We start from the raw sequence: 22,703 nt of genomic DNA on the forward strand, positions 1-22,703 counted from the left end.
TCGAATTAAGAAGTTTGTGGCGACGCCTTACCGCCCACTTTCCCACCTCGGCCAAATTGTTCGATGAGGTCTGTATCGTACGTAGAGATATTTCGACTTTTATCCCGGTAATCGCCCAAGGCGTCTTCGATCAATTTGTCAAGGAGATCGGGAAACGACACGCCACTGGGCTCCCACAGATAAAAGGAGAGGGAACCCGGAATGGTGTTAATTTCATTCACATAAATCGAACCGTCTGGGGAAAGAAGGAAATCCACCCGGGCTACCCCACGGGCTTGAATGGCGCGAAAAGCCCGGCGAGCCAACTCCTGCACCGTCTCCGTCACCCCGTCCGGCAGCTCCGCCGGAATGCGCCGGCCGGTCTGGCCCTTGGTGAAATTCCCGCGAATGTATTTATCTTCATAGCTAAGAAAGGCTTCCCAGGACACCGGTTCTTCGCAAAGAGAAACCCGGAGATCCTTGCCATCGGCCAGAACAGAACAATTGATCTCCCGGGGCGAGACCACCCCTTGCTCGATGAGCAGCCGACGGTCGTACCCCGCTGCCACATCCAAGGCGTGGAACAGACCGTCCCGGTCCTCCGCCCGGCCGATCCCCACCGACGAACCGAGGTTGGAGGGTTTTACGAAAACCGGATACTGCAACTCCCCTTCCACCCGATCCGCCACCTCATCGGGATGCTCATGCCATTCGTCCCGGTGGACCCACATGTAGTCCACCACCGGGATCCCCTGGGCCCGGAATACATCTTTCATCAGAATTTTGTCCATCCCCACTGCCGATCCCAGCACCCCGGGACCGGTGTAAGGAATTCCGGCCATCTCAAGAAGCCCTTGCAAACACCCGTCCTCCCCGTAAGTTCCATGGGTGGCCAGAATCGCGACATCGGGAGTCCACCGCCGGGGTTTGCGAAAAAGCCCTCGCAAAGCCCTGGGATCTTCGATCACCCCCCCGCCCGGAGTCGGAACCACGATCACGCGGGCCGCTTGGGCAAGGGCGGCATTCCGGTTGGCTGCCTTAAAAGATTCCAATTTGGCGAGTACATCGCCCGTCCACCAGGCCCCTTCTTTGTCGATGTAAAGGGGCATCACGTCATAGAGATCCCGGCGGAGTTGATACATGATCTGCTGGGCGGTCACAATGGAAACTTCGTGTTCCACCGACCGCCCCCCGAAAATGACCGCAATAAGCTTTTTCATGGGGCTCCCTCCCGCATCACCGACTATCACCGGGTGTAGTTGTCAGGCAAATCATTCTCAAACAACACCGCATCCCCCGGCCGCAGCAACTGCTGCAACACCGCCGTCGCTTCTTCGAGGCTCGTCACCACCGACACTCGGTCCCGGGGAAGCCCGCCGTCCAAAAGACCCGCAGCGATGGGTTTCGTCCGTTCCGGCCCGACGAGAATGACATGATCGCAGACTTGGGCCATCCGCTGGCCGAACTCCCGGTTGTACCTTTCTTCTTCCCCTCCCAATTCCACCATCCCCGGGGTGACCACGACCTTGCGGCCGGAAAAGCCGCTGAGCACTTCCAGGGCTACCTCGGTCCCGGTTGGATTAGCATTAAACGCGTCATCGATCACATAGACCCCGCCTGAGCGGATTAACTGTAGACGGTGAGGGACAGGTTGCAGTTGCCCAATCCCCGCCGCAATCTGGCGCAGGGACAGACCCAGATGCCTGGCGACGCTCACCGCACCGAGAATGTTGAGCACCTGGTGGCGACCGAGCAAATCTGTCCTGCAGGACACGGATTCCCCGGTTTCCCGGTCCGCGAGCACAAAAGTCGTGCCCTTTTCGGAGACGTGAACATCGGACACGAAAAGCCGTGTCCCCGGGTTCTCCAGACCATATCCCTCCACCTGGACATGCCGCGTCTCCTTGGCAAGCTCCCGACAATACGGATTGTCGTAATTCATCACGGCCAGCCCGTCGGGAGGCAAACTTTTGATAAGTTCATATTTTGTTCTCGCCACCGCTTCTACAGACCCGAAAGTTTCAAGATGCACCGGTCCCACGGCTGTAAGAACACCGATTTTCGGGTGAACCAAATCGGCCAACTCCCGGATGTCCCCAGGTTGCCTGGCCCCCATCTCAACCACGAAAACTTCATGTTCCGGTTTCAGGCGCTCATTGACAACCCGACAGACCCCCATCGGAGTGTTATAACTGTCCGGTGTCACCAGGACGTTGAATTTTTGGGTCAAAAGCGTGCCGAGAATAAACTTTGTGCTGGTTTTCCCGTAACTTCCCGTGATACCCACGATAATGAGATCCGGGCGCTGAGCGAGTTTTTCCCGGGCGGCACGCAGAAATCTGTTGTTGATACGCCGTTCCACTGGACTCATCAGCCCGGTCGCCACCATCATCCACAAAGGTTCCGTCCACAACATGAACCCGAGAACGGGCAACCCAAACCTCGGCCCGACCATGGCGGAAATAAGCCCCAATACCAAGTTCAGCCCGAGAAAACACGCGTACAGTCGCTTCGCCCTTGACGTCCACACCAGCGGTTTTTTCGCCGGCAACCGCACGCCCCGCAGAGCGAGGGCCGACACGGCGACGGCGAATGCGACCCAGACGATCCCGCCGACAACATCCCCTGGGACCAGAAGCCCGACCAATAACCCAATCACCCACACCGCCGCGGCCCAGCGTTCCCACAGCGCGGATGGCATTCGCTTCATCCACCGCAAGTAGCGCTCCGGCCGATACCCTTCCAGCTGCGCCATGTGAAGAAGGTATTTTCCACGTCCGACCACCACGGGAAGAGAAAGCACTGCCGCGATGACCCACCATCCCATACCCAACCCGATCACCCTTTAAAAAAACGTTCCACGATCACGGAAAAGTCCGCAAATCGATCGAGATAACTAAAATGCCCGGCCCCCGGGAACACGACGAGTCCCGCATCGGGGATCTCCTTTTCCATGACCTTGCCCATCCACACCGGGGTATCCCGATCCTCTTCACCCCATATCAACAAGGTTGAAGCTCGGATCCGGGGCAAAAACGACCGCAGGTCCTCGTTGATCACCCTCACCATCACAGCCCGCATGGGGCCGGCCTCCCGATAATCTTTCGATCCAAACCGCGCGTACAACTGCGCCAACCGTTTGTCCCGGTCCTTGCCGGGCAGACGCTGGTACAGAGCGCGCAACGTTTTAAATGTGTACACCCGGATATAGTACTTCCAGGAACGGCGGGGGCGAATTCCCGCTGCGTCCACCAACACCATACGGGCAACTCGGTCCGGGTGGGTGGCAGCCAGGACAATGCCGATCCGCCCCCCGAAGGAATGTCCGATCACGTGAGCTCTAGAAATACCAACATGTTTCATAAATTCCAGCACGAACTTCGCATAATCCCCCACTCCCCAAGTTGAAGGGGGAGGAGCGCTCTCTCCAAATCCTGGAAGGTCCGGGACGAGAACCCGATATCCCTGAGCCAGACGATCGGTCACCGGCCGGAAACTTTCGGCCCGCCCGCCCCACCCGTGAAGGAGGAGCACGGGAAATCCCTCCCCGCGATCCTCATAACTGATTCGCAAGCCGCCGAGATCCACTTGCACATTGATCCACACCTTTGCCATGGTCACAGGAAGTCAGTTTACTCTATTCATCACACCCCCGAGATTCGGCCTGTCCGGGGTCCCGACTGCCAGTATACCATGAAAAAAGGACCTGCCGGGCCATCCCCGGTCAAGTCCCCAGACAATAAATGCACTCGCAAAATGGACCGTGCTGTTGATCAGGAGATTCTGTCGAGACCGCCTCCGGGGCGTCTCCTGCCTTCTCCCCGGCTGCCGATGGATCCCGGTTATCAGACCCGGGATCCGGCTTGCTCTTCCCGCGGCCATTCACTTTGCGCCCCTCCCTCCTGCAGTTATAAGCCAGGATATACAAACGAACCTGGTTTCATGCGGAAGGACGCAAAGTCTTCACAGGAATGTCACGGCGCAACAGAGCCCACCAGAACCCCGACTCACTTCGACCTTCGCCCTCGGGCAGATCAGGGGAGGGAGAGACTTTTCGCCAAACTGCTTAGCAGATGGCTGATGGTCCCGCCTAGGCCTCCGGATCGAGAAGAAGCCGAACCGGCGGATGCTGTGGAAGACGAGGAGGACACTGACGTGCCTCCAGAGGATGGATGAGCATCCGCTGAGCTCTGAGGTGAAGCACTGGACCTCGCCGCCGGTGAACCCCAAGATGTCCCCCGGACAGCACTCGAATCTCTCCCGACGGACGCCGGTGTGGATCGAGTCTCGGAATGCGCTGGCCCAGTGTGCCCCGTCGACACCCCACCTCTGTCCTTGGAAGTGTTCCCCACGGAAAGAATTTCGTCCATCCACTGCCGCACATCTCCGACGGGACTTACCGGTGAACGATTCGCACCGTCTCCCGGAGCGGGCACCCGGGATTGTTCGGACCGGGAAAGTAGCCCGTCGGGGGTTGGCGCCATCGCCTTTTGCCCGGGAACGTCGGCTGGACTTTGAGCCGTCGGATCGAACGGAAGCATCGGAAAAAGTTCGGCATTCTTTTCGGGAACAAGGGCATCTAAAACCTGGCCGAACAATGAATCGGGCAACGACCCCGCTTCCATGCGCGGCACGCTGGGGCCAGTTTTGCCACCGGGCTCTGGTTTCCCAAGTTCCGGATGATCCGGTAAAGTCAGCAGATCGTGTAACACCGGTAGACTGGGCAAAGCTGGTAGTCCGGGTAAGACCGGCAGAGTAATCACGGCAACAGGAGGATTTGGTACCGTCGGCGGCTCCGGAATTGGAACGGATGTCGGCGGGTTGGCACTCCCTTCCGGAACTGTCGGTATGGGCGGTTGGGCCGGTTTGGGTAGCTCGGGTAGCTCGGGAACGGATGGCCGAGGTGGCGCGGGGGGTGCTGTAGCGCCGCTACGATGAGACCCGCCGTAACTGCTCGGAAAAGGCCAGGGGTTCGTGGATGAGTGAAAAGCTGGCCGACCTACATTGCCCGAACGTGCATTTTCCCCAGAGGCCCCGCTTCCCGCTGGCACCGACGCCGGGTTCCCATTAGACGCACTGAGAGACGAAGCCGCCGTGCCCCGAGACCCTGGGAGTGGGTTGTATGCAAAATCCGAACCAGGCCAGCCAACCATTCGCAAAGTTCCAATAAACACCGCCCAACCTGTGCCCCCTTCCGGGCGGCCCAGCCACCCGAGGGCCCCGAAGCCTCCGTCCGCGCCAGACGCATCCTCCTCTTTGACGCCCTCCCTACCGCGGCTAGTCAGCGAACCGGGCTGTCCAGACGAAATCGGAGCCCACGGCGTACCCGACCGAAGTACCGGAACTGCAGCAGCGAGAATGGGAGGAGATTTTGCGGATGCCGCCGTCGAGACGTCCGGTCGTTGTCTAGTTACAAGCAGTGATATCATCTCTCCCACGGTTTGCGGGTTTCCTGGGCTACTTGGCCAAGGACACAACGCCACGCCTATACCCAACACCCCTGCTCCCATCACCCATTGCCAACCTCGCACGCAACCTCTCCTCCCGTCTCGTTTTTCTCTTGGACTTTAAACCAAGTTTCCCTTTGATTTCCTCCCTGATTGTATCAATATCTCCAACTGGACTTCCAACCCGCTGAGTGGCGAAAGAGCGGCAAGCCGTCCACCGGACTCTCTTGCTCGACTTCTCATGCCGATTTCGGGTATTTTACTCATCCGCCCCATACGGAGGTTGTTACACAATCGCAGACCTGTTATCCCTTTTTTACTTTGGCTTCGCGCCCGACCGCCAAACTCCGGGCCGCCTGCACCTTCAGCGGTCGAGGGAATCGATCTTGGGCATGCTCCCAGATTCCATGCCTCCCGCCAACTCATCGAGCCGTGCCTGAATGGCCTGCAACTCCGCTTCTATTTTTTGAAACCTCCGTTCCAGGCGCTGCTCGAGCGCCTCCCATTTTGAATGGTCCGAGCGGGCAACTCGACTGCGTTGAATGCGCTCGAAAAGAAGCAGCAAGCTCGGATCCTGAAGAACCACGTCCATCAAAGCGTCGGCAAAGGTTTCGCGATACCCGGGCATGCCGTGATCCTTACCGTAAAGCAAATGTTTTTGCAGCAATTTATCAATCCGCGGATTATGGGGACCTCCGCTTTGCCGATAAAAAGCTTCAATACGCGCTTCCATCGTCATCTTCTTATCCATGGCGCAACCTCCACAATCGATTCACCGCCCGCCAAGCAGGGAGCGGAGCAAGGAATCCAGTCCCGACGTACCGTTTATGGAGCCGGCGGGAGCGGGGCTTTCGGCAGGTGCCTCGTCGGTGGACTGAGCCGGAGATTGTTCCACCGTGCCTCCCGGCTGCGGCCCGGTGAACGGATGAGACGTCCCACCCACCGGGGTCCTGTCACCCGAGAATGGCAAAAGTTCCGGCGGCATGCCCAGGGCGGGCGGCATCCGTTCCCCCATCGCCGGCTCAGTGCCCGGAGATTGTTCCTGAGGGGGACCTCCCGAGGCTCCAGATCCGGCGGAACCCTGTCCGCGGGGTGGCAAGGGTCTCCAGGCCAGGCTGAAATCAGAAGGACTGGGTGCGGGAGTCCCGGGCCCACCCGATGTCCCGCCATGCTCCCCGTCCCTGGCGGGGACGCTGCCATTCACTTCTGTTCCGGAACCCGAACCGGGGTTGGCGGTGGTGGATTTTCCCCGGGCGTCTTTCGCTTCGGTTCCTATGCCTGACCCTGACAGAATTCCGTTGATCAGGTCCGCAAGACCCTGGCCGTTCACGGGCGCCAAAGTGCGCAAATCGAGCAGGGGCGCGGTACCTTGGTCAGGCACCGTGGGCTCCGTCTTCAGTACCATAGAAGGCAAAGAAACCTGGGCAGCAGTCAGTCGGTCACACCGGAGATACACATCGGTCAAGGTCAATCCCGGAACCCTGACGTCCAGTTTCAACCCCACTCCCCGCATGCCCAGCGCCGTTACGTCTGCCGTGAGATCCGTGAGCTCCACCGGTCCAGGACTGTCGATGCCAAGCCCCCAACTGGTTCCGCCCAGCGCCTGATTTCGAATGAGACGCATCCCGTACGCGGTCGCATGGGCGATATACAAACGAATCACCACACCACCATCCGAGCCCTGGGCCAGGGTCGGGAGCAGCCCTTCGGCGGTGATCCGGGCGGCCCGCACCACGACTCCCCCATCCCCCGCAGGAGAAGATGCCAGTACCCCGAGTGGGGGCACCGCAGCCTGGGCAGCTGGAACCCCGATCCCCAGCGCCATCGCGGCCGTAAGCCCCATAAACCACCGTCCTCTTCTCCTAGTCATCGAAACCACCGATTCCACATCCCGTCCGCGGGCAACGTCACTGCTCCCCCCGCCGACGCAGATCCGGCACCCGCATCTTCGGAAGTGGCCCGGTCTTTCGGACTCCAGGCCACGCACAGAGCTCCCCCAATGATACCGAGCAACATGCCGATGATCATCCCGCCAAGGGCTCCGATGATCGACAGAATCGATACGATGATCGCAAAAACGCCGAGAAGCCTAACGTAACGCGGCATGATCCAACCCACCACGCCACAGGCGAGCACCAAAGATCCAAACAGGAGTCCGGCGAATGCAAAACTGCCGGGCACGAAAGCCAACCAGTACAAATTGGCTGGAATCCAAACGATGAGAAGCCCCGCCAGCGTAACGAGGGTCAACCCCGCCCGGGGCCGTCGGCGCATCGCTCTGATCTCGGGTCTGTTTTTCGCCCGCGCGCGATCTCCGTCACCTGGTGAGTCCCCTTCCCTCGGCCTCACATCCATCCCCTCTACCACGGCGCCCCCCTCCTCACTGGCTCGGGTTTAATTCAAACTGCATGACCATGCCGGGCAACGAAATGCTGTTGGCAAAGAGATAATGGCCCTCGATTACCGGCTTGTTTAAGACAATGGAACTCGCGCCCATGGAAAATTTCTTAGTGGGATCCGTGTCGTTGTGTTCCGCCACCTCCAATTTGGTGAAGGACCCGTCGCTGCTGAGCCGGCTTAAATCCAGGGTCAAGCCAGACGCTTTGACGTCCCCGGCAGCGGTGATCAACACCCGGACCCGACCCTTGCCGGGCATGTCGATATCTTTGTACAGTTTCATGCCCTTGATGGTCGCATCCAGGGTGGAAGCCCCCTGGGGCACCACACTCGATTCACTGCTCTCTCCGATTTTCGGTAGGAGTTTAAAGTTCGTTACGTCGATCTGGTCCGCCTCAATATAAAAGCTCCCGATTCCCGCAACCGGTACCGCCAGGGCTACCCCGCCTTTCCAAATCCCGAACACCAGAGCAAACAACAAAGCCAGCGCCCCGCTCATGCTGTAAAGAAACCATTTCCACCGGTATCCCACCTGTTCTCCCTCCGATCTCTCGTCAATCTCCTGGGATCATCGAGTCCATCGGGCCCGGCCGTCTTGGAGAGAGCCAGACCTTTTTGCCCTCAGCCCAAGCCCCTTCGCTCGCGTCACCCCTGTCGCCGGGAGCGAAAGGCACTCCACAGCACCCCCAACGCCAGCACGGCGGATCCCCAGAGCACAGCTGCCGCGAGACCTCTCCCGCCGGGCACGACAGCGAGCCCTGCGGGACCGGAACTGACAAGCACCGCTCCCCCAACGAAAAATCCTGCGGACATCAGGCCGAGGGTGAATCGACTGACCATCCGGTTGGTGGAGCGGACGACATCCGGGGACAGCCGGCCTTCCACCACCAACTTCAGGTCGTTCCACACGAGGCGATCGAGAATCTTATTCAGCCTGCGGGGGAGAGTGCCGATCAGTTTTGCGGTTTCCGACACGAGGCTGGCGTTGGCGCGGTAATTGAACCGCCTGCCCAGCCACCGGCGCAGAATCTGCACATCGGCGCTTTCCACCACTGTGTGATAGGTGATCTCGGGACAAAGCCACCGGGCGGTCCCTTCTGCCGCTGAAAACCCCTTGGCCCAAAGCGCCAATCCGTTGGGAATTCGGCAAGCATTTTTCATGCCGATGGTGATGATTTGAATCACCATATTGCCCCAGTTGTACCGACTGGCCTGCTCGCTGTTGACATAGTGAATCAACATCGAACGCAACTGGTCTTTTAGATGAATCGGATTCGTGTACACCGTCGGCTGAATGATGTCCAGGGCGGCCTCGGCGGCATCTTCCGCTTGGTTCAACCGACAGTGCAACAACATCCGAAAAATCGCTTCAGTATGCAGGCTATCCATCCGTCCCACCATGCCCCAATCGAGCATGACCGCTTTCCTGCTGTGCCGGTCGATCATGATGTTGGAACCGTGGGGATCAGCGTGATAAAATCCTTCGACAAACGTTTTTATATAATAATGCGCCAAATCCACCATGCGCGTAAATCTCTCTTCAAAATCCAAAAAATCGACGGGAAATTCCTTGAGATTCCATCCATCGATATATTCCATGACCAACACGTGCTCGGTAACTTCGTAAATGGTCGGTACGTGCAAAGTTTCAAATTCAGCGGCGATTCGTCGGTGCTCCTCCATATTTCGCGCTTCAATTCGCATATCGAGCTCGTTCTTCGAACTGCTGTAATAGTCGTCGATCAGCCCGGGCAAGTCCACGGACGCAGCCAGTCGCGGAGGCAGGCGCCGTTGGATGCGGCGCACTAGCCTTCGGATAATCGCGATATCCGTTTGAAAAAGGTCGCCCACTAAAGGGCGCACGACTTTCACCGCACATAAGCGACCATCTTTGAGCTTTGCCTTGTACACTTGGGCAAGGGACGCCGAGCCGATGGGGTCCGGATCAATCCATTCAAAGGTATCCAAACCCCCGGGAAGTTCGTCCTCCATGACCGCGGCCAAATACGGAAAAGGCATCGGTGGCACTTCGTCCAGGAGTTCCGCCAACTCCTGGGTAATGGGTTCCGGGATCAGCTCTTGGCGGGTGACCAGCACCTGACCCAGTTTAATAAAGGTGGGCCCCAGCTCTTCAAACACCAAACGCAACCGCCGACCAATCTGGCGAAGTTCGTCCTCCTCTGCCCGGGCACGTCGGCCGAAAAGGCGGAGTCGGCCCCGGTCCTGGAACAGATGGAGAAGACCGTGTTTGGACAGAGCCCGGGCGATGGCCCGATACCGCCGTCCCCTGGTGATCCCCGCCCGCATCGCGGAAATCCGTCGGGATATCTCTTCTTTCTCTTCGAGGCTCAGTGCATGGATAGGGGCCCGCACGTATTCCGCCGACATCGTCCCCATGGCCGTCCTCTCCTCCTTTCCGGTACACCGTGAAGCCCGGGGGCGAAAAGCCCCCGGACATTCCTTACCACACATTCACATCCGGCACATAGCTTTGCAGCTCTTCGCCGTGGCCTTCCACGTAGACCCCTTTATGTCCATAACGGGTGGCCTCCTCAACCCATCCGAAGTACCAGGAGTCGGGAGCCACATCCGGGTAGTGCTGGACCACGGGGATTTTGCCGTCTACTAAAGGCCCCCGGCCCAGGGCCCGGCACAACAGGGATACCACCTGAGCCCGGGTCACCGGATCATCCGGTCCAAAATGTCCATCCGGATATCCAGATAGAAACCCAAGGCGCACAGCGGTCTCAATGTCGTTATAGGCCCAGTATCCCGCTGGGACATCGGTGAACGTGGCCTTCGCCCCGGCGGGGAGTTTGGCAAACTCGACAGGGTCTGTCTGCTGCATCCGCACCATAACCGCTGCCACCTCGGCCCGGGTGGCCGGTTGATCCGGCCTGAAGGTTTGGTCATTAAAGGTCGGGAAAAGATGTTTGGCCGTGACCGCTGCGATAAAGGGCCTCGCCCAGTAGTTGCTGGGCACGTCCCGGAAGGAAATCGGTTGATTCGTGTAATCTTGCAATTTCATGATATGGGCAACAATGGTTGCCAACTCTGCCCGGGTCACCGATCGATCGGGGCGGAAAGTGCCATCCGGGTAGCCGATTAGGAAGGGAATGTGGACCTTTGCCCCTACGGTCACGTCCACCGTCTGGGAGGACACCGGCTCGGCCCCGGGCGCCGAGATCGTTGCTGTATTCGCAATCACGGTCCCTTCCGGAGTTGCCGGATCCACTTTGACCCTAAAAGTCAAAACACCGCCGTCATCCTTTTTCTGGTCCCCTAAATTCCAGATCACGGCATTTTGGGAAGGATCATAAGTACCTCCAGAGTCGGCACTAACGAAGCTCGTATGGTCCGGAAGCGGGTCCTTGATCTGCACCCCTGGAATATCCCGGGTGATGTTGTATACCAGGTGATATTCGATCTCACCCCCGGGCTCCACCGTGTCTCGCACAGCGGTTTTTGCGAGGGTGTAGGGAGCCTGAAACGGAATCCCGCCCTCGGGCACCTTCGCATCCGCGTGAACGGCGCCGATTTGTACCGTAATCCCGTTGAACAAAGCCCCGAGCAGTTCAATGGTCAACCCGCTGCCCGAACCCGACGCCGTCAGGCCGGCGGGATCCTCCTGTTTGCCGACTTCCCCAAGAGCCACTTTAGCAACTCCCGGAATATTTAAAACTTTACCTGACTGAATTTCGTAAGGAATACCAAGAATCGAGAGCTTAGCCGCGGGAAAATCCGACGTGACTTTCGCGCCGCCGCTCTGGCCGTTCGCCGTTGCCGTGACCGTCGCGTCCAAAGCCGCGATTTTGACCACCCCTGCCAGGGAGAGATCGGCCACATGCATGTGGGATGTGGTCGTCAGCGCCCCCGAGGGGTCAGTGGTCACCGAAGTCGATGTTTCGACGGCCCCGAGATTCAAAAGTCCCAGAGCCCCGACATTTGCCGTGGACGTATTCGACTCGGAAGCCGGATAACCCCCTTCCCACACCGCCCTGGCGTGGGCATTGAGGAGCTTCGCCTGGACACCCCCGGCATTGACATCGGGAATCGGGCCTCCATCTTCCGAGTCCGGCGGCGCTTCGGCATGAGCATCAAGAGGTTTGACCATCCCCGCCCCGGGAGCTTGAACCCCGAGAGGATACGCATCGGCTTGGGAAGGCTTGGCCGCCGCGCTGTCCAGGGTGGCTTGGCTGACCCCGATCTGCACGGATGTACCCGCCGGAACATCCCCCGCGGCGCTGCTGCCCGAATTAGATCCCGTCAGACCTCCTGTCAACCCGCCCAAGGTTCCGGTCAACCCCCCGACGAGGCCTCCCACCGTATTGCCCACCGCCCCGGTCAGACCTCCCACCGTACCCGTGAGCCCTCCAATGGTTCCCGTCAAACCTGTCACCGGCCCCGTCAGGCCACCGAGCAGGCTATCCGAGCCTCCGCCCGCCCCGCCGGCACTGCCGGTCTGCCCCGTCGCCGGGCTTCCGGAACTGGTATCTGTGGTACCCGAAGCAGTGCCACCCCCATTCCCCGAGCCCCCGGATGACCCGCCCAAAAGGCCACCCACAAGACCGGTTACCCCGCCTACCACTCCACCCACGACCTTCCCCAGCGTATTTGTGAGGCCGCCAAGCAGGCCCGTAGCCCCGCCCAACCCAATTAACGCATGGCCGACGGAGCTTCCCGAACCGGCGGCACTCCCCGCCGACAACCCTGACAAGATACTGACCTGCACCGCCGTGGCGGAACCATTTCCGGAATAATCCTGGCCATCACTGGCCGACGCCGCACCTCCCCACGGCACTGCCGCGGGAAGAACCAAGGCGGCCGCCAAAGCCCCTGCAGCCAGCCGCCTCCTTTTCCGCTTCCACCCTTCAGTTCGCTTACCCCGCATAACTCGCAACTCCCTCCACTGCGTGCATCGACGAGCTCTCTCGCCTTTACCCATTCTCCCGCGTCGATCTCGCCTAGTTTCTCAAGAATTTACGATAAATTCACCCAGACGCTTTTCACCTCGGTATAATGCTCCAAGGCGTAGAGCCCCATCTCCCGGCCCCAGCCGCTGTGTCCAAAACCACCCCAAGGACTGGTGGGATCGAGCAAATTGTAGCCGTTCACCCACACCGTTCCGGCGCGAAGTTCATGGGCGACGCGAAGCGCCTGTCTCACGTCGGCCGTCCACACCCCCGCAGCCAGCCCGTAGTCACTGGCATTCGCCCGGCGCACGACATCGCTGACATCCTCGAAGGGCATCACCGCCAAGACCGGTCCGAAAATCTCCTCCCGGGCCACCACCATTTCGTCCCTCGCTTCCAGGACCGTCGGCTCAACAAAATACCCCCGGTCTCCTTTGCGTTTTGCCCCGGTCAACACCCGGGCGCCCTCTCCCACCCCCCTTTCGATGTAATCCAGCACCCGTTTCATGTGCGGCTCGCTCACAAGAGGCCCCATTTGGGTCGCCATGTCCACGCCCACACCCTGGCGGATCGACCGAGCCCGGTCCACCACCGCCGCGAGTACCCGATCGTACGCCCGCTTGTGGAGGTATAATCGCGATCCGGCACAGCACACTTCCCCTTGGTTAAAAAAGATGCTCATCATGATTCCGCCCGCTACCGTATCGGGATCCGCATCGGGAAAAACAATGTTCGGGGATTTGCCCCCGAGTTCCAGGGTGACCCGCTTAAAATTGCCCGCGGCCGCCTGAACGATTTCCCGACCGACCCGCGTCGATCCCGTAAAACTGACTTTATCGACACCCGGGTGCCGGGTCAGGGCGGCCCCGGCCACGTGGCCGAATCCGGGAACGACATTGAGCACCCCCCTGGGTATTCCGGCCTCCAAAGCCAACTCACCCAAGCGCAAAGCGGTGAGCGGGGTCAGCTCCGAAGGCTTGAGCACCACGGTATTCCCACAGGCCAGGGCGGGAGCCACTTTCCAGGCGGCAATCATGAGGGGAAAATTCCATGGTACGATCGCCCCGACTACACCCACAGGTTCCCGACGGGTGTAAGCCAGGTACTGCCCCGGGGCAGACACCGGTAGAACCTCCCCGGACAACTTCGTGGTCCAGCCGGCGTAATAGCGAAAATGGTCAACAGTGTACGGAATATCGACGAGCATGGTCTCGGTGAGGGGTTTTCCCGTGTCTAGCGATTCCAGTTGTGCCAACTCATCGGCATGCGCTTCAAGGAGGTCGGAAAGCCGCCACAGCAACCTTCCCCGTTCCGCGGGGGACAGGGACTTCCACGGCCCATCCAAAGCCCGCCGCGCCGCTTGTACCGCTGCTTCAACCTCCTCTTCGCCGGCCTCGTAGACCGTGGTTAACACGTCGCCGGTGGCGGGATCCAGTGTCTCGAAACAGCGCCCCGATTGGGACGGAATCCACCTTCCCCCGACGAGCAGCCGTTTCGGCCCCTCGCCGACAAAGCGGCGAACCGACTCGGAAACCGCCGGCAACTCCAGGCTGGAACTCATCGACCGTCACCCCTCAACACCGACAACCGTCTCACTGAGGGCGAAAATTTCCTCCACCGACCGGCCCCGGGCTCTTTCCAAGACCTCCATGCGGGTCTGGAACTGCCGTGTAGAAAACTCTACCGTCTCCTCCTGGGTCATTCCGAACGGATAGGGCTCTTCCTGACCTTCATAGGTGTCGTTGACCACCCCGATCGCGTAGGGCAAAAGGATGCCCATGCGGCGGTTGATAACCTCCCAGATCTGTTCATGTTCCGCCACCAGCCGGGACAAGAGATAGGTGCCGTATCCGATGTGTCGGGACTCATCCTGGCGCAGAAGATGAACGGCCTTGATGAGCCCCGGCATCTTCCCCACCCTCCCCAGTCCGTTAAAAAAGCTGTAGTACCCAGTCTCGGCCAGCACGCCTTCCACCACCATGTTGTAAGTCACCGAGGCCTCCGCCTGGGCCTCGGGAGACGGGTCCTCCTTCAGCCGGTTCATGGCTTCGGGCAGAAATTCGTAAAAAATCTTCCGGTAATTCTCTTGGTGCCACCCGGCAAGGTCGCCTTTGGCTCCGATCACCTCATCCAACACACGCCGGAACAACTCCGTGTGTTTCGCTTCCTCAAATAAAAAGGTGGTGAGAAACATCTCTTCTTCCAGGCGCCCTTCCTCGGCAATCACCTGAATCAGGGGAAGCAAATCCCGGGTGACCGCCTCTTCCCCGGCCTGAAACAGAGAGCACAGGCGCAACACCGTCTCTTGTTCCCGCTCGTCAAGGGTCTGCCAATCTTCAATGTCCTGGGTGAAATCGATCTCTTTCGGATCCCATGTGCCAAGCCGTTTCGCCTTGTGATAAAGCCGCATGGGAAGAAGGGCGTGATTGAGCCCGTTCTCGCTGGTGGTCTGATAAACCCGCACAATCCATCCCCCCGAATTCGTATTACGCCAAGCGCAAGACCACTTTCCCCGCTTCCTTGCGATCGAACAGTCGGTAGGCTTCCGGGGCGTCATGCAAGGGAACCCGGTGGGTGATCACCGCGGTCGGGTCGATCCGACCGGCCCGGACAAGCGCCAGGGTCGTATCGATGTCCCGATGAACATTGGCAACTCCAATCCGAAATGTGATGTCTTTGACCAAGGTCTGGGCCAACGGAAACGGAAACTGTTCCTCCGAAGCGATGCCCACCGCCGAAATCCGCCCGCCTCCGCGAACCAACTGAAAAGCAAGCGTCAACGTCTGGATGCTACCCACCGCCTCAATGACCACGTCGACCCCTTCTCCGTCCGTTCCCTCATTGATCCTCGCCACCGGATTGACTTCCCCCGAGGGAACGGGGATCGCACCGAACCGGGCCGCCGCGTCGGTCCTCGATTTCACGAGGTCCACGGCAAACACCCGGGAAGCTCCGCAGGCGAGGGCACTCATGACCGCCATGAGCCCCACGGGTCCGCACCCGATGACCGCTGCAGTTTCCCCCGGGCGAAGGCCGGCATTCCTCACCGCCCCGTAGGCGGTGGAAAGAATATCCCCCGAAAACAGCGCCTGCTCGTCGGTCAGCTCATCGGGTACCCTGCGAAGGGTCCAATCGGCAAAGGGAATGCGCGCATATTCAGACTGGGTTCCCGCCAAATCGCCGAAAGCCATCCCGTAGCCGAGCACCCCGCCCTGAGAGCACTGGTTGAAGTACCCGCTTCGACATGCGCGGCAGTGCCCGCAAGCCACGTGAAAAGCGCCCACCACCCGATCACCTTTGCGCACGGCGGAAACAGCGGACCCCACCTCCTCCACAATTCCCACGTACTCGTGGCCCATGATCATACCCGGAAGAACACCGGGAATCCGGCCGTGGTACAGATGGAGATCTGAGCCACAGATCGCAGCGGTGGTCACCCGGATGAGCGCGTCACCGGGCTGAAGGATCTTTGGATCCTCCACCGACTCCACCGAAACCTGGCCGACACCCCGAAAAACGACCGCCTTCATTGCAGTCCCTCCGGAAAGTCGGTCTCCACTTCCAACGATGATTCCACCAGATATTTGGCCGCCATCACGTAAGCTGACAAAGTGGACAAATTCCCCTTCACCAACCTGAGACGGCCCCGCATCATGGCAGTAAGCGGCTCGACTTCTCGATCAAAAATCTGCTTCCAGGAATACGGGTCAGCGCTGATGACATAAGGAACCGATTCGACATCCTCCGGCGTCGCAGCCCGGGCCTCCCGACATTCTCCGTGCCAAAGGTCCAGGTAAACCGACCGGTCTTCCGAAACCCCCGCTGACGGATCCCGTTCCATCGTTAAGACGAGCGGCCACTCCCAGGTTCCCGCCGCCTGGCGGTATGCCGCACTGGCATTGATCTTTTCCCCCCACGCTTTCGCCCATTCGGGCCCAAAGGCTTCAAGCCCCACCCCATCGCCCCCTCGTGATTGATTCTCAGTTCAGTGAGTATCATATAATCGTCATATAAAATCAAACAATACCTCATTTTCGGGGAATTTTATCCCCTATCTTCCGGGGGTACCCTTACAAGTTTATGGACGATCTCGAAGTTCTATAATAAGCGAACTTTTTGTATCTAATATCGAATTCTGTCGAGAGAGGGGGTCCACCGTGATCATTCGGAATCTTTTATTCCCCCTGCCCCTTCTATCTTCTCGTTGCCTGGAGCAGGTGTTTGAGATCATCGATCAAGGGTCCACTCAATCCCTGGCGTCATGGATGGTGATGCTCAACACCATGAACCTCAGGAAGGCGGAAAAGAAGATTCTAGAGGAATTATTTTCCTCCTTCCATCGGCGTTTCTGCGCGGAAGGAGGCGACCCAATCGCATTTTTAAGCGGGTTCTATTCTGATCTGATCAGCAACGGGAGCGCCGTTTCCCCGACGGCGGTGGTGGCCATGCTAGCCCACTGGGAAGACACCGTCTGCCGGACACTCCGGCATGCCCTGGGACCTGGCAATGCCGAGCAAGGCTGCGCTTGGATCCGCTCCTTGATCCTTAACGTCCACGCCCTGGTCCTTCAGATGCCGTTGTGGCCTTGCAAAGAGGAAAAAACGGAGACGGAGTGGAAACCACCCCTCACCCGACTGCTCAACCGCGTGGCCCGGGGGGAAGCGTGGCAGTGGGCGGCGCTCGTGGATCGATCGGCGTCGTGCAGACTTTTGGACGCCGCCATGGCCACACCGGAGGGAGGATGGCAGGAAGCCGATATGGCGTCCGGCCAAGCCATGGACCTCGAGGAACGGGTCCGTACCGTCGACCGGCACACCCTTTGTCGTTCCGTGGCCCCGGGGGTGGACCTTGTGGTCAAGACGGCGGGCTTACCGGGCGAAGAAACCCGGTTTCGGGTCAATCAAGTGGCCCAGTGGCTCAGTTTATGCTTCGATCTCTCGGCCCGGATCACCGGACCGAGTGGCAAAGCGGGTGATCTTTTTCATCTGTACGATGCCGTCCTGAATTTTGACGAAGCGCTACTCCAATCTAGAGATTTAGAAGAAATTCTGTCGAGCACCGTGGATCAAGTGTGCCGCATCGGTCGATTTCGCCGGGGAGCCCTTTTTTGGTATACGCCTCTCACCCGGACGGTGGTGGGGGCTCACGCCTTCAACCTGCAACGCGAGGATATCCTCCGCATCCGGGAATATGAGGAAAACCTTTCCGGCATCCAGGAAGTCATGCGGTCCACCACCCCTGTTTTTTATGAAAATGTCGCCCGTCGCCTGCCCGATCATTATGTGCAGACTTTTCACTTGACCTCCCTTCTGTTCTGCCCGATGGTCTTCGAACCCCGCCGACCCGGGGCCGTTTTGCTGCTCGACCAGGGGGGCACACCCTTTCAGCCGGAAGATCGCACAGTCCGCTTGGTGCATACTTTGCTCTGCCGGGCGTCCAAACCTATCGCCACCCACTTGTCGGGTTCACCCCGGCCCACATCCCGACAGACCCCCTCTGTGCTGACCCGGCGGGAACACCAGATTTTACAACTCATTGCAGATGGATTGGATACCCGGGATATCTCCGCGAGACTTCACCTCAGCGAGTACACCGTTTCCGAATATGTAGGAACAATCCTGAGAAAACTGGGCGCTTCCAACCGAGCCCAGGCGGTGGCCGTGGCGCTGCGCCGCCACCTGATCCAATAAATCGGCGCCTGGACGTGTCTGAGTCGGAGAATTCCCCGGCACCGCGCCTTGCCAAAATGGACCACTTCGCGTATGATCCTGTCAGACCAGGACATCTTGCCTTGGAAGAAGGCGTTTTCTTGGAAAGTCGATTTTCCCTGATCGGGGCGCTCCTGGCCCTGTTACCCAAACGAAGTTTAACCCGGGCGGCGGGGCGGCTGCTTGAACACGAGGTGAGCCGGCTGCTCATCCCTTGGTATATTCGCAGGTATTCTCTAGACCTGACCGATGCGATCCTTCCCCCGGGGGAATATCGATCCCTGTTCGAACTCTTTACCCGGCGTCTGCGGCCCGGCGCGCGTCCCGTCGACCCGGGTGGCAAAACGGTCGTTTCACCCGTGGACGGCGTGGTGGGAGGGATGGGGGTCATCCACGACGGGACGTTCATCCAGGCAAAAGGTCACGCCTATCCAGTGGCCGACTTGCTCGGCGGCCATTTTCCGGATGAACTGGAGGAAGGGACTTGGATCACGCTGTATCTCAGTCCCGCCGATTACCACCGCATTCACCTCCCGCTGAGAGGGAAGCCGCTTCAGGCCGCTCACATACCCGGAACCTTTTTCCCGGTCAATCGCCTCGGCACCCGGGGGGTGCGCCGGCTGTTCGCCCGAAATGAACGCTGGGTAACGACCTTCTCCACGGCGGCTGGCACCATGTATCTGGTGGAAATTGGATCTTTCATCGTCGGAAGTGTGCGATTAACGTATCTGCCAGAGGAGATCCAGCAGATATCCGATCGCAAAATCCTGCAAAAGTGGGAGGTCTCCCACATTCCCACGATCGGTAAAGGAGAGGAGATCGGATATTTTTCCTTTGGGTCGACGGTGGTTTTGCTGTTTGAACGGGGACGAGTCGAATGGAAATCCCATCTGAAAACCGGGGATCCCGTACGTATGGGCCAAAGTTTGGGGTTGATTCGGGAACTCCGATACGAGGGGGCAAGGGTTTGAAAAAGCTCTGGCGCGTCAAGGCGCTGCGCGGAGAGTTGCGGCGCACGGAGATTCGACGCAACACCGGTTTTCAATTGACCACTCAAGAGTTCGTTTTGCAAAAAGAAAGTCAAGCCTACCACATCGCCTTTGACGACATTCTCGGCGTCGTGGAACAAGGCACTCCCCCGGTATTCCCCGAGGAGTGGAGTGGAGACACCCGGGTACCGGCTGCGGACAGCCCGGGTGTAGTGAAAATCGTCGCCACCAACATGCGCATCCATCGCCCGAGTGGGATTACAGAAACGGGCGCCGGGACCCTCCACGTCCGGCTATCCGAGGAATTCACCCGCCAATTCCTCCGCCTTCTAAAAAACGATTGAACCGTCAGAGGATGAGACCTGCCGCCTCCACCCGCTTTCGGATATCCACCCACCTGGCCACCGCCTGGGGGTATTTTCGCGGATCCCGCAGGATGGCGGAAGGGTGATAGCAAGGGGCGACCAGAAACTCCCGGCCCCGGTGCCGGGCATGATAAAAGCGGGTGGAGGCCCGCCCCACGGGAATCGGACGGCCCAACACTGCCTGGATGGCCGTCGCCCCCATCGTCACCACGATTTTAGGCTGCAAAACTGCGAACTGCGCCATCAGATACGGGCGGCACGCCACCATTTCCTCAGGTGCAGGTTTTCGATTCCCCGGCGGCCGGCACTTCACAGCATTCGTGATATAGAGACGGGCCGGATCGAAACCGGCTTCCTTCAGCATTCTGTCCAGCAACTGCCCTGCTCGTCCCACAAAAGGAAATCCTTGCGCGTCTTCGTCCGCCCCGGGCGCTTCACCCACAAGGACCACGGGGCCTGGGGTGCCCCGGGAGACCACGACTTGGCTGCACCCGCCCCGCAATCCGCAGCGACGGCAGGACTTGAAGGCGCTTTCCAACAGATTGAGATTTTGCCACCACGCCATCGACTGCGCCCCTTTCCCATCGCCGCGGTAACCGGCGATCACCAGGCCCGGTCCGAAACCTTCAGCCGCCGACACCCCCGCTGGCGGGCCGGCGTCCACAGAGCCCCGAGCCCGACTATGAACAGTTGACCTCCCCGGCCATCTGTCCCATCAACACTTGGCGAAGATCGTCCGGGATGGGGACCGGACGCTGGACGACAGGATCCACGTGTACAATCACGCTCTCCCCTTCGGCGACCAACTGATCCCCTTTCAGAATCGCCTGGGACATGGTGATGCTGGTTTTGCCCACCCGCTGGATTTCGGTCCGGACCTGCAGCTCGTCGTCAAAATAACACGGGGCTCGAAAATCGCAACGGATGGACGCAAGGACGATTCCTACCTCCCGGCCCAGGTCTTTGCGAATCTCCCTCATAAAGTCCGTTCTGCCCTGCTCCAAGTAAATCAAGTAACTGACATTGTTGACATGACCCATGGCGTCAGTTTCACAATAGCGCACCCGAACCGTCGAGATCACCGCCATGACATCGCCCTCCTTCTCTGATTTAGACAATTTTCAACCCTTCTAAGCGATTCACCGCCGCCGCCACCTCGTGCGGTCGCGGCATGGCGAGATTGCCCGGACAGCCCCGAGGCCCAGCCAGTGCCGCGAACCCTTTCTGGTCCATTTCGGCCAAAAGTTGTCGCACCAATTCGTCCAGGGAGGTGCGCCCGTCCGCGCGTTCGGTGAGGATTCGCAAGCAGGCGGCAATGGCCCGGGTCTGCCCGATTTCCACCAATTGTTCCACCGCCTGTAGAAGCACCCGCTCCCGGCCATAAAGAATCAAGTGCTCGTCTTTCGCTTCGACTTTCCACTTATCTCCGGGTTTCGGCCGCCTGCCCAACTCCCGCACCTTTCGCACAGGTTTTGCGGGAAGTGGGCCCACCGCTTCCGCCCTCCGCCCCGAAGGAAACCGTTCCACCACCCGCCGGGCTTCTTCGGTGACGTCCTTTGGGATATAGCTCTCCATGGCGATCACCGCGTCCGCAACATCCAGGTAATCCCCGGCCCCGCCCACCACCAACACCGTGGAGACCCCCCACTCATCGAACAACTGCCGCACCCGGTCGATAAACGGGGTGATCGGTTCATGCTCTTTCGCTACCAGCGCCTGCATCCGTGCATCTCGAATCATGAAGTTCGTCGCACTGGTGTCTTCATCGATCAAGAGAGTGGTGGCGCCGATCTCCACGGCCTCCATGATGTTGGCGGCCTGGGACGTAGCCCCGCTGGCCGACTCGGTCGTAAACTGATCTGTGGACTTTCCATAGGGAAGGTCGTTGATAAAGGGACTGATATCGACCCCTCGGACCCACCGGCCGTCTTCAGCCCGAATCTTCACGGCGGTAGGGTCTGTCAACACCCATTCCCGTCCGTCGCCGGCAATATGATTGTACACCCCTTGTTCCAGCGCCCGGAGCAGGGTGCTTTTGCCGTGATACCCGCCCCCGCAAATCAGCGTGATCCCCTGGAGAATGGCCATCCCCGCGACCGAACGGCCACTCGGCAGTCGAACCTCCCGGCGCAGCGATTCCGGCGACCGAAAGGGAACCGCACCCCGGCCCATCGGTTTGTCACTTTGGCCGCTTTCCCGGGGGAGGATCGCCCCATCTGCAACAAAGGCAATCACCTTTTCCTCCGCCATCCATCTCCTGAGCGCCGCTTGATCCACCGCCAAAGCGACGTGGTCCCGGGCATTGTTTTGATCCATCGATTTCCAGAGAAAACTTTCCTCGACCCATGCGGGGATGTCTTCGAGAATCATTTCTTGAGCCTGTCGGCCGAGCACAGTCCGTCCCCGGGCCGGGAGTCCAACCACAAAACGCACGGTCAACCGGCTGTGCCCAATCTCCACGGCACTTCGCGGGATCACGACTTGGCTTGGCTCCGTAATTTCAATGAGCCCACTCTTGCCACTACCCCGCCGCTGTCGCCACCCTTTCAACCGCTGATGGGCCGTCCTCAGAATAAAATCCTCCATGGCCGTTCGCCTCACCGGATCGGCATACAGCTCTTCTGGAATCCCGGTTGTATCCAACCCCATCTCCACCCGGAAGCGGGACGGAGGAGCAAAAGGGTCCGACTGGACGTGTTCGATCACCAACTGAAAAGCTTCAAACCTGTATGTACCCTCCAGATCTCGATAAGCCGGATACCCCCGACCATCGATACGCTCTAAGGTGCGGCGCAGATTCTCTTTTGCGCTCTGGGTTTGAGTTGCCACTGCCGATTCCCCTTTCTAGATACGTTTATACCACATTCAGCGTCGGGTTACCGCTCCGACAACTTTTTTTGATCGG

At 59.4% G+C, this 22,703-nt stretch carries 20 protein-coding genes; 4 read left to right on the forward strand and 16 right to left on the reverse strand.

Going from position 1 to position 22,703, the window contains the following annotated elements:
* Window positions 1–5: 5 nt before the first annotated feature.
* Genes CVV65_RS10920 through CVV65_RS10930 form a run of 3 tightly spaced genes read right to left on the reverse strand, consistent with a single transcriptional unit; the run spans window position 6 to window position 3,573 of the window.
* A complete protein-coding gene (locus tag CVV65_RS10920) occupies window positions 6–1,199 on the reverse strand; it encodes a D-alanine--D-alanine ligase family protein (protein WP_100668153.1) in 1,194 nt (397 codons plus the stop codon).
* A 26-nt stretch (window positions 1,200–1,225) separates the two neighbouring features.
* Entirely contained in the window at window positions 1,226–2,806 is a 1,581-nt protein-coding gene (locus CVV65_RS10925; RefSeq protein WP_232796782.1) for a UDP-N-acetylmuramoyl-tripeptide--D-alanyl-D-alanine ligase, read from the reverse strand.
* An 11-nt stretch (window positions 2,807–2,817) separates the two neighbouring features.
* A complete protein-coding gene (locus CVV65_RS10930; protein WP_232796592.1) occupies window positions 2,818–3,573 on the reverse strand; it encodes an alpha/beta fold hydrolase in 756 nt (251 codons plus the stop codon).
* Window positions 3,574–4,756: 1,183 nt separating this feature from the next.
* Here CVV65_RS10930 and CVV65_RS16770 point away from each other — a divergent pair.
* Window positions 4,757–4,903 carry a hypothetical protein gene (locus CVV65_RS16770; RefSeq protein WP_157935481.1) on the forward strand — a complete coding sequence of 49 codons (147 nt, stop codon included), beginning with the start codon at window positions 4,757–4,759 and terminating at the stop codon, window positions 4,901–4,903.
* An 887-nt stretch (window positions 4,904–5,790) separates the two neighbouring features.
* Here the strand turns inward: CVV65_RS16770 and CVV65_RS10935 are convergent.
* The 10 genes from CVV65_RS10935 to CVV65_RS10980 all read right to left on the reverse strand — a co-directional run bounded on the left by CVV65_RS10935 (window position 5,791) and on the right by CVV65_RS10980 (window position 16,691).
* Complete coding sequence (locus tag CVV65_RS10935; protein WP_100668156.1) at window positions 5,791–6,177, reverse strand: hypothetical protein; 387 nt, start codon at window positions 6,175–6,177, stop codon at window positions 5,791–5,793.
* Between the two features lie 21 nt (window positions 6,178–6,198).
* On the reverse strand, window positions 6,199–7,269 hold the full coding sequence (locus tag CVV65_RS10940) for a hypothetical protein (RefSeq protein WP_100668157.1): 1,071 nt from the start codon (window positions 7,267–7,269) through the stop codon (window positions 6,199–6,201).
* Between the two features lie 23 nt (window positions 7,270–7,292).
* A complete protein-coding gene (locus tag CVV65_RS10945; RefSeq protein ID WP_100668158.1) occupies window positions 7,293–7,793 on the reverse strand; it encodes a DUF6114 domain-containing protein in 501 nt (166 codons plus the stop codon).
* 13 nt (window positions 7,794–7,806) lie between these two features.
* On the reverse strand, window positions 7,807–8,355 hold the full coding sequence (locus CVV65_RS10950; protein ID WP_100668159.1) for a DUF6230 family protein: 549 nt from the start codon (window positions 8,353–8,355) through the stop codon (window positions 7,807–7,809).
* A gap of 113 nt (window positions 8,356–8,468) precedes the next feature.
* Entirely contained in the window at window positions 8,469–10,220 is a 1,752-nt protein-coding gene (locus CVV65_RS10955) for an ABC1 kinase family protein (RefSeq protein ID WP_232796593.1), read from the reverse strand.
* A 64-nt stretch (window positions 10,221–10,284) separates the two neighbouring features.
* On the reverse strand, window positions 10,285–12,714 hold the full coding sequence (locus tag CVV65_RS10960) for a choice-of-anchor P family protein (protein WP_198592003.1): 2,430 nt from the start codon (window positions 12,712–12,714) through the stop codon (window positions 10,285–10,287).
* An 89-nt stretch (window positions 12,715–12,803) separates the two neighbouring features.
* Window positions 12,804–14,297, reverse strand: a complete 1,494-nt coding sequence (locus CVV65_RS10965) for an aldehyde dehydrogenase family protein (protein WP_100668161.1) — start codon at window positions 14,295–14,297, stop codon at window positions 12,804–12,806.
* 6 nt (window positions 14,298–14,303) lie between these two features.
* Window positions 14,304–15,200: a R2-like ligand-binding oxidase gene (locus CVV65_RS10970; RefSeq protein WP_232796594.1), complete on the reverse strand. Its 897-nt coding sequence runs from the start codon at window positions 15,198–15,200 to the stop codon at window positions 14,304–14,306.
* A gap of 22 nt (window positions 15,201–15,222) precedes the next feature.
* Window positions 15,223–16,266: an alcohol dehydrogenase family protein gene (locus tag CVV65_RS10975; protein WP_100668163.1), complete on the reverse strand. Its 1,044-nt coding sequence runs from the start codon at window positions 16,264–16,266 to the stop codon at window positions 15,223–15,225.
* Window positions 16,263–16,691, reverse strand: coding sequence for an SCP2 sterol-binding domain-containing protein (locus tag CVV65_RS10980; protein WP_198592004.1), 429 nt, complete (start codon window positions 16,689–16,691; stop codon window positions 16,263–16,265). Before CVV65_RS10980 ends, CVV65_RS10975 begins: the two co-directional genes overlap by 4 nt.
* Window positions 16,692–16,893: 202 nt before the next feature.
* Between CVV65_RS10980 and CVV65_RS10985 the strand changes: the two genes are divergently transcribed.
* The 3 genes from CVV65_RS10985 to CVV65_RS10995 all read left to right on the forward strand — a co-directional run bounded on the left by CVV65_RS10985 (window position 16,894) and on the right by CVV65_RS10995 (window position 19,777).
* Entirely contained in the window at window positions 16,894–18,426 is a 1,533-nt protein-coding gene (locus tag CVV65_RS10985; RefSeq protein ID WP_100668164.1) for a LuxR C-terminal-related transcriptional regulator, read from the forward strand.
* Window positions 18,427–18,545: 119 nt separating this feature from the next.
* Window positions 18,546–19,415, forward strand: a complete 870-nt coding sequence (gene asd / locus CVV65_RS10990) for an archaetidylserine decarboxylase (protein WP_157935482.1) — start codon at window positions 18,546–18,548, stop codon at window positions 19,413–19,415.
* Window positions 19,412–19,777: a hypothetical protein gene (locus tag CVV65_RS10995; RefSeq protein WP_100668166.1), complete on the forward strand. Its 366-nt coding sequence runs from the start codon at window positions 19,412–19,414 to the stop codon at window positions 19,775–19,777. Before asd ends, CVV65_RS10995 begins: the two co-directional genes overlap by 4 nt.
* A gap of 4 nt (window positions 19,778–19,781) precedes the next feature.
* Here CVV65_RS10995 and CVV65_RS11000 read toward each other — a convergent pair whose 3' ends face one another.
* From CVV65_RS11000 to CVV65_RS11010, 3 genes are all read right to left on the reverse strand, one after another.
* Entirely contained in the window at window positions 19,782–20,363 is a 582-nt protein-coding gene (locus tag CVV65_RS11000) for a uracil-DNA glycosylase (RefSeq protein WP_133121289.1), read from the reverse strand.
* A gap of 115 nt (window positions 20,364–20,478) precedes the next feature.
* Window positions 20,479–20,886: an acyl-CoA thioesterase gene (locus CVV65_RS11005; RefSeq protein WP_100668168.1), complete on the reverse strand. Its 408-nt coding sequence runs from the start codon at window positions 20,884–20,886 to the stop codon at window positions 20,479–20,481.
* 22 nt (window positions 20,887–20,908) lie between these two features.
* A complete protein-coding gene (locus CVV65_RS11010) occupies window positions 20,909–22,627 on the reverse strand; it encodes an ABC-ATPase domain-containing protein (RefSeq protein ID WP_100668169.1) in 1,719 nt (572 codons plus the stop codon).
* Window positions 22,628–22,703: the final 76 nt, after the last annotated feature.

The organism is Kyrpidia spormannii (genome assembly GCF_002804065.1).
Classification (GTDB): domain Bacteria; phylum Bacillota; class Bacilli; order Kyrpidiales; family Kyrpidiaceae; genus Kyrpidia; species Kyrpidia spormannii.